The 10251-nt window shown below is 42.8% G+C and carries 12 protein-coding genes and 1 pseudogene; 5 read left to right on the top strand and 8 right to left on the bottom strand.

Translation table 11 applies throughout. The features are described from left to right. Positions 1–117: 117 nt before the first annotated feature. Positions 118–582 carry an RNA polymerase sigma factor gene (locus ACTQ3K_RS12435; protein WP_441568212.1) on the bottom strand — a complete coding sequence of 155 codons (465 nt, stop codon included), beginning with the start codon at positions 580–582 and terminating at the stop codon, positions 118–120. Here ACTQ3K_RS12435 and ACTQ3K_RS12430 point away from each other — a divergent pair. Next, a complete protein-coding gene (locus ACTQ3K_RS12430) occupies positions 493–741 on the top strand; it encodes a hypothetical protein (RefSeq protein ID WP_441568213.1) in 249 nt (82 codons plus the stop codon). The genes ACTQ3K_RS12435 and ACTQ3K_RS12430 overlap by 90 nt on opposite strands. Positions 742–1118: 377 nt before the next feature. On the opposite strand, the gene rlmN is transcribed toward ACTQ3K_RS12430, so the two are convergent. The 5 genes and pseudogenes from rlmN to ACTQ3K_RS12405 all read right to left on the bottom strand — a co-directional run bounded on the left by rlmN (position 1119) and on the right by ACTQ3K_RS12405 (position 5362). Beyond that, positions 1119–2108, bottom strand: coding sequence for a 23S rRNA (adenine(2503)-C(2))-methyltransferase RlmN (rlmN, locus tag ACTQ3K_RS12425; protein WP_004607971.1), 990 nt, complete (start codon positions 2106–2108; stop codon positions 1119–1121). Positions 2109–2173: 65 nt separating this feature from the next. Then, complete coding sequence (locus tag ACTQ3K_RS12420) at positions 2174–3007, bottom strand: methyltransferase domain-containing protein (protein ID WP_002592690.1); 834 nt, start codon at positions 3005–3007, stop codon at positions 2174–2176. A 429-nt stretch (positions 3008–3436) separates the two neighbouring features. Beyond that, entirely contained in the window at positions 3437–3757 is a 321-nt protein-coding gene (locus ACTQ3K_RS12415) for a transposon-transfer assisting family protein (RefSeq protein ID WP_070470246.1), read from the bottom strand. Next, positions 3754–3984 (bottom strand): annotated as a pseudogene (locus tag ACTQ3K_RS12410) (DUF3847 domain-containing protein); the annotation flags it as partial. The pseudogene ACTQ3K_RS12410 and the gene ACTQ3K_RS12415, both read right to left, overlap by 4 nt. Before the next feature lie 157 nt (positions 3985–4141). Next, positions 4142–5362 carry an MFS transporter gene (locus tag ACTQ3K_RS12405; protein WP_075680193.1) on the bottom strand — a complete coding sequence of 407 codons (1221 nt, stop codon included), beginning with the start codon at positions 5360–5362 and terminating at the stop codon, positions 4142–4144. 1082 nt (positions 5363–6444) lie between these two features. Here ACTQ3K_RS12405 and ACTQ3K_RS12400 point away from each other — a divergent pair. Continuing rightward, positions 6445–6756, top strand: coding sequence for a hypothetical protein (locus ACTQ3K_RS12400; RefSeq protein WP_291815817.1), 312 nt, complete (start codon positions 6445–6447; stop codon positions 6754–6756). Between the two features lie 45 nt (positions 6757–6801). On the opposite strand, the gene ACTQ3K_RS12395 is transcribed toward ACTQ3K_RS12400, so the two are convergent. Further along, positions 6802–7002 carry a helix-turn-helix transcriptional regulator gene (locus ACTQ3K_RS12395; protein WP_022171364.1) on the bottom strand — a complete coding sequence of 67 codons (201 nt, stop codon included), beginning with the start codon at positions 7000–7002 and terminating at the stop codon, positions 6802–6804. 85 nt (positions 7003–7087) lie between these two features. Next, complete coding sequence (locus tag ACTQ3K_RS12390) at positions 7088–7822, bottom strand: XRE family transcriptional regulator (RefSeq protein WP_117613581.1); 735 nt, start codon at positions 7820–7822, stop codon at positions 7088–7090. Positions 7823–8058: 236 nt separating this feature from the next. Between ACTQ3K_RS12390 and dinB the strand changes: the two genes are divergently transcribed. The 3 genes from dinB to ACTQ3K_RS12375 all read left to right on the top strand — a co-directional run bounded on the left by dinB (position 8059) and on the right by ACTQ3K_RS12375 (position 9975). Beyond that, the gene (gene dinB, locus ACTQ3K_RS12385; RefSeq protein WP_118392701.1) at positions 8059–9309 is read left to right on the top strand and encodes a DNA polymerase IV; all 1251 of its coding nucleotides are present in this window, start codon (positions 8059–8061) and stop codon (positions 9307–9309) included. Between the two features lie 163 nt (positions 9310–9472). Beyond that, entirely contained in the window at positions 9473–9715 is a 243-nt protein-coding gene (locus ACTQ3K_RS12380; RefSeq protein ID WP_117918753.1) for a LexA family protein, read from the top strand. A 5-nt stretch (positions 9716–9720) separates the two neighbouring features. Then, complete coding sequence (locus tag ACTQ3K_RS12375; protein ID WP_004611568.1) at positions 9721–9975, top strand: hypothetical protein; 255 nt, start codon at positions 9721–9723, stop codon at positions 9973–9975. The last annotated feature ends 276 nt before the right edge of the window (positions 9976–10251 follow it).

The raw sequence follows: 10251 nt of genomic DNA, 5'->3' as shown, positions 1-10251 counted from the left end.
GGCTGAACAGCAGAATCTGCCATTCAGCCCCTGAACATTTTGAACTCATATCTTTATGACCTAGATTTTTTCATCAATCTGAGAGGTTTACACAAAATAAATTACACTACCCCAGAATTATTTGATGAGGGTATTCCTTTTATATCTGCAGAAGCAGTCTCTTGTGGTAATGGTCAGATATTTTCTTAATTTCTCAAAAGAGCTTGTCCGCCTGTACTGTATCGTGCTTCTCGACGTGTTGAACAGCTCCGCAATCTCGGTATCGTTCATTCCCTCGAAGTAATACAGCAATATGGCTTTGCGCTTTTCTTCCGGCAAAGTACGGATTGCTTCAAGAAGCAGCTTTGGCGTGATTTTCTTCCCGGCTTTCTCAAAGACGGTTTCGGCGGCTTCACGTTTGAAATATTCATCAAACGTATGAAGCTGCCGCGCTTCGTCTAAGGTCATGTCGGAAAAGGTCACTTCCTTTGCCTTGTGTCTGCGAAGTTCTCTATGGGTGTCGCAAGCTTCATTGTGCAGTACCGTATTACAAAACTTCTGGAAAGCGCACTGTTTTATAAACTCCCTGCGATTAGGTTCCACATTCTCACCCCCTTTCTCGTTGGAAAGTTGGTGGTGCTTCCCCCTTTTCGCGGGGCAATACTGCCTTTTGAAAAAAACGCCGAAGATTTTCGGATTTTTTTCAAAAAATTTTTTGAGCAGCAAAATACGCCTGTCCGAAAAGCCCGGACAGACGTATAGGTATTGTAAGCGGTATTCAGATGATTAGACAGTTCATATTGATAGACGTAGTTTTCCCCGGCGGTGGTCGGGCTTTTTTTGATGTGTCAATGACCGTCGGATTTTGTCGATATGGTATGTGCTTCATGGCGGCTACCTCCTTTTAGCCGCCGCTTTTAACAGTGATACCGCGTCATTTCATTAGAAGATAAAAAGAAACGGCGGCTTTGGTTTTTCAAAGCTGCTGCGGAAATCAAAGAACGACAAGCAACAGTTCTGATTTTGCTCCAATATGGTTATTGGGGGCACAAATTAAATCAAAAAAGAGCCGATAACAGCAGTATTTCAAACTGCATATTATCGGCTCTGCGTCTGTGCGTCTGGCTCTTTTAATTAAATTATTTTTGTTGTTTTTTGGCTTTATTATATGTATTAGCTAACTGTCCACAAGCTGCTTTAATCTCTCTACCATGAGAAACTCTCATGGTAACTTCAAGTCCTGTTTGCTCTAATTGATGTTTGAACGCAACCATTTCTTGTTTTTGTGGTGCTCTAATTTTTGAATTACTCGTCGGGTTGTATTGCAGCACGTTAATCATAACATTTTTGCCCTTAAACCATTTTGCAAGTTGCCTTATATCTGAGGAACGGTCATTTATACCTGGTAAAAGCAAATACGCAAATACCACTTTTCGATTATGCCTTTGTGAATAGGACAATGCTTGCTTAACAACATCTTCAATAGCGTACATGTGCATATGAGGAATGATGCAGTTTCTCGCAGCCTGTGTTGCTGCATGTAAAGATATTGTCAACTGAATTTTTAGATGTTCTTCGCGCAATTTTTTTAATTGATTAACTGGACCAACTGTTGATACGGTAATGCCGTCGGTTGGAAAGTTAAGTCCATTTCTATCTCGAAGAATATGGATTGCTGCAATCAAGTTGTCGTAATTGAATAAAGGTTCTCCCATTCCCATAAAAACGATACGATTTACTTTTTGACGTATCAATATGACCTGTTGCACAATTTCAGATGGTGTTAGATTACGAACGAAACCATTGCGTCCGGACTCACAAAAAATACAGCCAACAGAACAACCAACTTGCGTACTTACGCAAACAGTCCCACCATCTCGCCGTTTAATAAAAACCGTTTCGATATACCTGTTGTCTTTCAATTCATAAACATACTTTTCAGTATCGCTACTTTTATAGACTTTTTTTGTTGATATTGATAGATTTTTTTTGTGAAATGGCTGTTTATACAATTCCGCATATAAGGCTCTTGCTTTATCCTCTCCAATTACTTCCGACATTTCTTTGTAAGTAAATCCGTATGGGTCATTCAATATTTCCGTAAGTGTACTTTTAGGTAAGTGTTTCATTTAATATCCTTCCTTTTGTTTTTCAGAGTTTTTGATTATGTCAATTCGACAAATTGAAATTGAATTTATAATTTCCCTGCAAATATCTCTGCATCAATAGTGATTTCTTTTGTTTTTTTTAAATCTATTCCATCTTTATTTACACAAAACAGTAGTGGAGTCATATCCGCAAAGGTTTTTATTTCCTCGGATGTCATTGTATACGTTGCTGAAACTTTCTTGTGATAAACAACGGAATACTTCTTTTGGAAATAATCTACGACAGCCGCATTAGAATATTGATTGCTTTTCAATTGTTCTTTTGCCGTCTCTCGAAGCTCCTTAAGATGAGCATTTCCCGGAATTACCTTAATTACATAACCGCCTTCTTTCAAAACTCTGTTAAATTCGGAATAGTTAGCAGGAGTAAAAATATCTAATATGCAATCTATCCTTTTGTCTTTTATGGGCATTTCTTCCAAATTTCCCACAAACCATTTGATAGAATTACTGAAATCACTTTTTGCTGCAAGCTGAACAGCATCTTTAGAAATATCAAATGCAATAATTTCTTTATCACCTGATACTTCTTTTATCTGCTTTGAATAATATCCTTCACCGCAGCCAATATCAAGTATTGTATCAATGCTGCTAAAGCTTTTTATAAGCTGCACCACTTCATTCAGGATATGTGAATAATAGCCTTTTTCTAAAACCTCCCGCCTAATTTGAAAAGTCTCTCTGCTATAATGTTTTGAAGATTTTGTTCCTACAGCAAAGTTCACATAACCCGTTTTTGAAATATCGAAACAATGATGATTAGAACAAAATAAACTTTTTTGTTTCAATTTTAAATCTGTTTTACATATAGGACATTGAAAAACTTTTTCACTGTCACTAAATCTAAGTATTTTATTCATTATTCCCTCCGTTATTACATTACTTGCCCAATAAGCGAGCTATACAATACGGATTCACCGCAACATAACCCGCGGTGTTATCTTAATCTCATATGCGCTGTCATATTCTCACCTCCAAACTCCGATTTGTCACCGGCTCCATTATACGCTATCTCAAAGTATAGCCGAATTTCAGCAAACTTGTCAGATGGAAACAACTTGCAACGCAAGATAATTCCGGGCGGCAAGTCCACAAAGGGGTAGCTGGCGTAAGCCAGCGCAGGGGAAGGGTAACTTCCCCTGTGATGATTGGAGCAGATTGAAAATCTACGGAAATCATCTGCTGTCCGCAGGACGCCCCCGGCAGGGCGCAATGCACCACTTCCCGAAGTGGTGTATAATTGCGCCCTCTTTCAGAGGGGGAAGCCACGCTTACCGCTCTGGAAGCTATTATGACCGTTCCCGGTCTGGCTCTTTTCTCTTGGAATGGGGCGTTTTCTCCCTCGTCTGCGCCTTTGCTTCCGCCAGCCTGCGCCGGATTGAATTGTCCCGCTTCTGGATAAACCGCTGTCTGGTGTCAGCGATAAAGCGGCGGCACTCCGGCTCCGGGATAGCGTCCAGCTTTCGGATTGTGCTTTCCACAATCTCCCTCGCCTGCCTGTCACGAATGACCGGCACGATTTCCCGAAGTCCGGCAAGAGTTTCCTGTTTCGTGGCGGCGGCGTACTGGTAAACCATAGCCAGCTCGTCCTTTGAAAATTTCACATTCATTCCGTGTCCTCCTTTTCTGTGCCGGTTCCGGCAAATATCTGTTCTATGAGCTGCCGGGTGCTGTCCCGATGAAAGAGCAGCTTCAAGAACAGTTTGACCTGTTCCTCCGGCAAAAGCTCCGGGTGGGGCAGGTATCTTTCCAACTCCGCCCCTCTGGTACAGAGCCGGTGCGTCCGCTCTTTTCGGGTCAGCGTCTTTATCTGGTGTTCCAGAATCTTTTCCTTGTAGAAGAACGGAAGTGGCTGAAAAAGATTGCGGAAAAATCCGACTTGCTGAAGAATCCAAAACCGCAGAGAGGACGAAGATAAAAAATGCCTGAACGGCGGTTCTGGTTTTTCAGAACCACCAGGCATTTTGTTTAGTAATAGAAAAAGGTGCAGTTGATTATTGCGTATTGTCAATCTCTCTCAAACCGGGTAGTAAAAATACGGCAAGCGCAACGATGATAATGCCAATTCCGCAAATGACAAACCATTTCTCAACTCCCAGCCGCTCCGCCAGAGGCCCGGAAATGACAAGGCCAAACGGCATGGCGAGGGAAGCGGCGCTTGTCAGTAGAGAAAAAACTCTCCCCAGATATTCTGGTTTGACCGTTTCTTGAAAAATCGCATTTTGCACACCGTAAAATGGAGCGGAAATTCCCATAACAGTACAGCACACAACAAAGACAAGAAATGCGTCTGGCGGCAAAAGCCCGGAGAGCATAATGCTAACGCCCATCAGGAGAACGGAAAGACCGATGGTGTACCGCCGTTTCTTAAAACCGCCCCAAATGCTCAGAATGACTCCGCCAAGCAGCATACCAACCGCAAAAGCAATTTCAGCGGCAGAGGCATGGGCCGGTGTTCCTTTGAAGTATGACATACAGATGAGAGGAAAAAGCGTACTGATTGGCATATAAAAGAACATATAAATTACACCAATCCAGAGCAGAGCAAAGAGGCCCCTGTTTTGCTTTAATACCACATACCCCTCTTTCATATCCTGTAAAAACTGTTGTCTTTTCGTTTCTGGACATAGTTCAGGCGTTGGTATGGACGAAATCGCAACAGTCACACAGGCAAGGATTGCACCCACAATATCTAACAATATAATTGCATTAAGAGGCCAAACAGCATATAAAAACGCTGCGGCAGCTGGACTGATAATCGCACTTACTGCTTGCATGGTCTGCGTGTAACCAGCGCATTTTGTAAGTTCCTCTTTTGGCACAATCATAGGTGTTGCTGCGCTGAATGCTGGAGAATGAAAAGCAGTTCCCGCACTTCGGATTAACAGGACAACCATAATAGACCATACGGGCAATTCCATGTAAAACGCCACCAGCGCCAGAATACCGCCAGCGGCGGCAATTATCAAATCCGCACCAATCATTACGCTTTTACGGCTGTGCCGGTCAACAAAAGCACCTGCAAACGGGCCTAAACAGGCTTGCGGCAAAAATCCAATCAGTGTTGCCGCCGTCAATATGATTGCAGAATTAGTTTTCGCAACCAAATAAAAGATAATGGCCATTTGCAAAATACCGCTGCTAATAAAGGATATTGCTTGTCCGGCAAGAAGTGTAAAATAAGTTTTTCTCCATGAATTGTTGTTTTGGGTCATAATGCGAACCTCCTTTTTTATTGCATTGTTCCTTTGTTTCTGCAATAAAAAGCAGGCGTTGTCCCACAGAGAGGGCAGACGCCTGCATAACAACAAAGCACGAAAAAACACCACGATACAGTTCAAAGACTGCTCGTGTCAAACCTACGTGTTCCTTTGCATACGCACGCAAAAAAAGCCCACCATCATGTGGAAAGGTACTTCTACTTTTTATTGCTTATTAGCGTACACAAATTAACACACGTAAGCCTCCTTCCAATCTCAAACTGTCGCACAGTATAACACACATCCGATAGACTTGTCAACCATTTTTAACCTTGTTTTCCATCTTGTTTTTCCATCTCTTACGGGCAGTAGCAAAGCCAGGCGAGCCAGTCAACGGTCAAGATGAACGGCGCTTTCAGCGCCGCCGTTGACAGTCTCGCCCGTCTTTGCTAATGGGTAATCAAGGCGGGAAAGCCATTTTAGGGCTTTCCCGCCCATTTCAATTTTGGGAGAAGAAAGGCCCCAAAATGAACGAGTGCGGCCAAACACTTTTAGGGATTGGCCACCTTGTCCACCCATCCAGCGGGGCGGCGGGGAACGGTCAAGGCCGGGCGTCAGCCCATTCATTTCAGCCTTGACGGTTTCCTGCCGTCCTGCTACTTTTCCCGGAGTGTGGCCACACATCTGGTCACGGTGTCCAGAGCTTTGGGACTTTTTGTCCCATAGGCCGGGGGCGGAGGACGAGGGACGGGGGCTTTCATAATACGCCCTGTCTGCTGCTGAAATCAGCCCTTTGTTTCCGGCTTACCAGCCCCAAACAAAGCCCTGCTTTCCTGCCGCGTCAAATGCCCTTGCCCTCCCCGGCGGCAACGGTATTTTCAGGGCAACGCCGACAGAGCGTATAACACACTACACTTTGCTCCGCAAAGTCGTGTGCCAAATGGGGCGCTGCCCCCTTTGGAAACCCCCGCAACAAACAGGTGCTATGCACCCAGCCGGGAGCATAGCGCCGTTTGTTGTCAGCAGCCCGTTTCACGGTCTGCGTGTAGTTCCTTGTAAACTGACCTAAAGTGTATGTAAAATATTATGAGAAGCAATTGGTTCAGCAAGTCCTTGAGAAAACACTTAAAAAGAACGATTCGATATTTAATACATACTGTGCTATAAAAGAATTAATAAAAGACGAACCAATAAGTGTAGATTATGTTCAATCTGAGGAGGATACATTATTAAAAAATCTTATGAGGAAAAATTTGAATAGTGATGAATATGTTGAATTTGAAAAGTTGCTTGATGAAGCTGGTATTAATGCATGGCGCGAACAAGTTGATTTTTTGGGACGAGGAGATGGTATGATAGAACATATTTGGTGTGAATATGGAATAGATAAAAGAAGATTTTCAGTTTAAGAAAGATAGCGGAGCGAGCTGAATATTGAGCTCACTCGCTCCACGTTATTCCTCTACATGAAATACATCTTCCACCAGCATATTAAAGTACTTAGATACTCGTAGCATAAATTCGGCAGATGGGGCGCCGTCCCCACGTTCTACCCTGCTGACAGTTTTGGTGCTGAATCCGATAGCAGCGGCAAGGTCATTCTGGTAAATGCCACGCTGTTCACGGATTTCTCTGATATTATTTGTGACCACCATAAAAAATCCCTTCTTTCAGTTCTATAGATATTTTCTTATTGTCAATTATGCAAAAAAATGTGTCCAATAAAAAGGACTTGCGTTTTTATCGGCAATGATCGGTAAGAGCAGAAGCATCAGATTTTCCAAGAACTTTTCCAAATATGTCTAAGCGGTCATTTTCTCCAACCTTGATAGGTGCATACTTTTCGTTGAGTGAGATAAGGAAAATTCCGTCTTTGTCGTCCTTTAACTTCTTGATATAGGCTTCTCCGTTCAGAGCGAAGATGCCGATTTCTCCATTAGCAACAGATTCCTGTTGCAATACCCATGCAATCTGACCATCGTGGAATTCAGGTTCCATACTGTCACCACTAATGCGTACACCGAAAGTTGTATCTTCCGGCAGAATAGATTCATCTATGCGTACAGTCTCTTTAGGTCCGTCTACGAGAAAGTTACCGGTTCCGGCTGATACTGCATTTTCAAAAATATCAATGCTTCTGAATGGAATTATCTTAGCAGTTTGCTTTTCATACATTCCGGATGCGTGGAGCAGATTGATATAATCCATAGCCTTTTCCCTGCCTTCATCAGTAAGTGATGAAAAAGGATCAGCAGGATTTACTCCAAAATATGCTTCATACATATTAGTGATACCAAGGATTCTACACACTTTGTAAAATATGGTAACGCTTGGTTCAGCAAGATTTCTCTCCCAGTTGGATATGGCTTTATAGGAAATCTTGATGCCTTCTTTTGCCAGTTCATCAGCGAGATCCTGCTGGAGCAAGCCTTTCTTTTTTCTATATGTTGAAATGATTTCTCCGATTGAGTACATACATACGCCTCTTTTCTTTCCAATTAGTTGATTTCTAATGTCTCTTTTCACTCCATAGTATATAGCAATAGTACCAATTATTCAAGTTAAAAATCCAATATAATGAGAAAACAGACACATGTGTCCGTTGACAGTCGATTATTCTTGGGGTTATACTATGCCCTGTAAGGAACATTACTCATATACTTGGACTAAAGGTTATGGTAGTGATAGATTAAATGCAGGAGGTTATGCAGATGGGAGACAGGGTAATACTTCATTCAGATATCAACTGTTGTTATGCTTCGATTGAGCATCTGCATCATCCGGAGCTTGCAGGAAAGCCACTGGCAGTAGGCGGTGACCCGGAGGCAAGACATGGGATTGTCTTAACTGCTGACTATATTGCCAAGAAGTACGGTGTGAAAACAGGAATGGCGCTCTGGCAGGCAAAGCAGGTCTGTCCGGACATAACATTTGTTTCACCAAGAATGGACTTATATCTTCGGTTCTCAAGGATGGCGCATGAGATATATGCAGAATATACGGACAAGCAGGAGCCATATGGAATTGATGAGTGCTGGCTTGATGTGACAGGGAGCAGCTCCCTTAAAGGGGATGGATTGCTCATTGCACAGGAAATCAGCAAGAGAATGAAGTCAGAGCTTGGCATCACAGTGAGTGTTGGTGTTTCTTTCAATAAGATATTTGCAAAGCTTGGTTCAGATTATAAGAAGCCGGATGCAATCACAACTATGTATAAGAGTGAGTTTAAGCAGAAGGCATGGGCACTTCCGGTAAGTGATCTGCTATATGTCGGAAGGAGCACGAATCAGAAGCTTGCAAAATTCGGTATCAGAACCATAGGTGATCTTGCAAGGGCAGATGAAGGGATGCTTAACAGCCACCTTGGAAAGATGGGCAGCATCTTATGGTCATTTGCTAATGGCTATGATGAATCACCTGTCAAACTGGAGAATACCCACGCTCCAATCAAATCGGTGGGAAACAGCACAACGACACCAAAGGATTTAGTATGCGATGAGGATGTAAAGATTGTTCTTTATATTCTGGCTGAGAGTGTTGCAGCAAGACTTCGTGAGAATGGATTCCGGTGCAGAGTGGTTGAGATAAGTGTCAGGGATAATGAGCTATTCTCTTTTACCCGTCAGAAAAAGATTGACCACGCAACGAATATCACCGGAGAGATAGTTGCATACGCTTATCAGATATTTAAGGAAAACTATAACTGGAGCAAACCAATACGCAGTATTGGTGTCCGAGGTGCAGACTTAGTAACAGATAATTATTGGGAACAGATTGATTTGTTCTCAAGTGTGGAGAAGCGTGAAAAGCAGATGAAGATGGATTCAGCGGTTGATGAGATACGCAGAAGATTTGGATTTTACAGTATCCAGAGGGGACTCATGTACCGGGACAGGATTCTGTCGGCAGTCAATGCAAAAGAAGAACACACAGTACATCCACATGGGTACTTCTCAGGTTAGCAACGAGAAGTGCCAGATAATCAAGGCGCAGATGTGTTGTGCTTGTACATAAACATATGGGACTTGGTTATCTGATACGGCGACTGCCGTGAGCGAAATGAAGCGAAGCGGAATTGAGCTGCACTACGAGTAGCGATAGAGTTAAAGAAGAGGGAGGCGGAACATGAGCGAAGCAGAAAGAATTGATCTGGTAGACAGAGCACCATTGACGGAGAAGCAGCAGAATGTGTATGAAAGCATTATGCAATATCAGAGAGTTAATGGTTATGCTCCTACTATCAGGGAGATATGCAAGATGGTAGGGGTGGCATCGACTTCAAGTGTTTATGCACATCTGAAAATATTAGAAGAAAAAGGCTATATAGCAAGGAAGATGGATGCTTCCAGAGCAATAGCAATCTTGTAAGGAAGGTGATTACATTGAGCAATAAGGTATATGTTGATGTACTTGCAGAATTTTCAAAGGACGGACTGCTCATTCCCAAAGAGATAACGTGGGAAGATGGCAGAAAGTATGAGATTACACGAGTAAAAGACAAGCGCAGAGCAGCCAGTACAAGGGCTGGCGGCGTTGGAGAGCGTTATACCTGTGTGGTAGATGGAAAGGAAATATTCCTTTTCTATGAAGATAACAATATGTGGTTTATGGAAAGAGCCGGAGCCTGATGTGATTGTGTGCTGACAGCACAATTCATATCAGTTGGCTTTAGATCAGCAAAGCCGGGGAATGTGCAGACATTCATCGGAACTCCCGGCAAAAGGCTTGCAAAGGTGATTTCCCTTTCCTTTACGAGTACAGAATTGTAGATTGATGATTTTGTATGAATAAGGAGTGGTCCTATGTCAAGATTTAGTACAAATTAAAATGAGAAGTTCTGCCTGCTAAGCAGCAGACAGTAACATACCCCTCTCATACAGCTTTTCATATTCGTCAGGTGATAC

The organism is Candidatus Paralachnospira sp. LCP21S3_A2, assembly GCF_052118925.1.
In the GTDB taxonomy this organism is placed as follows: Bacteria; Bacillota; Clostridia; order Lachnospirales; family Lachnospiraceae; genus Lientehia.
Note: the sequence above shows the minus strand (reverse complement) of the source record. Positions and strands in the feature narration are given on the sequence as shown.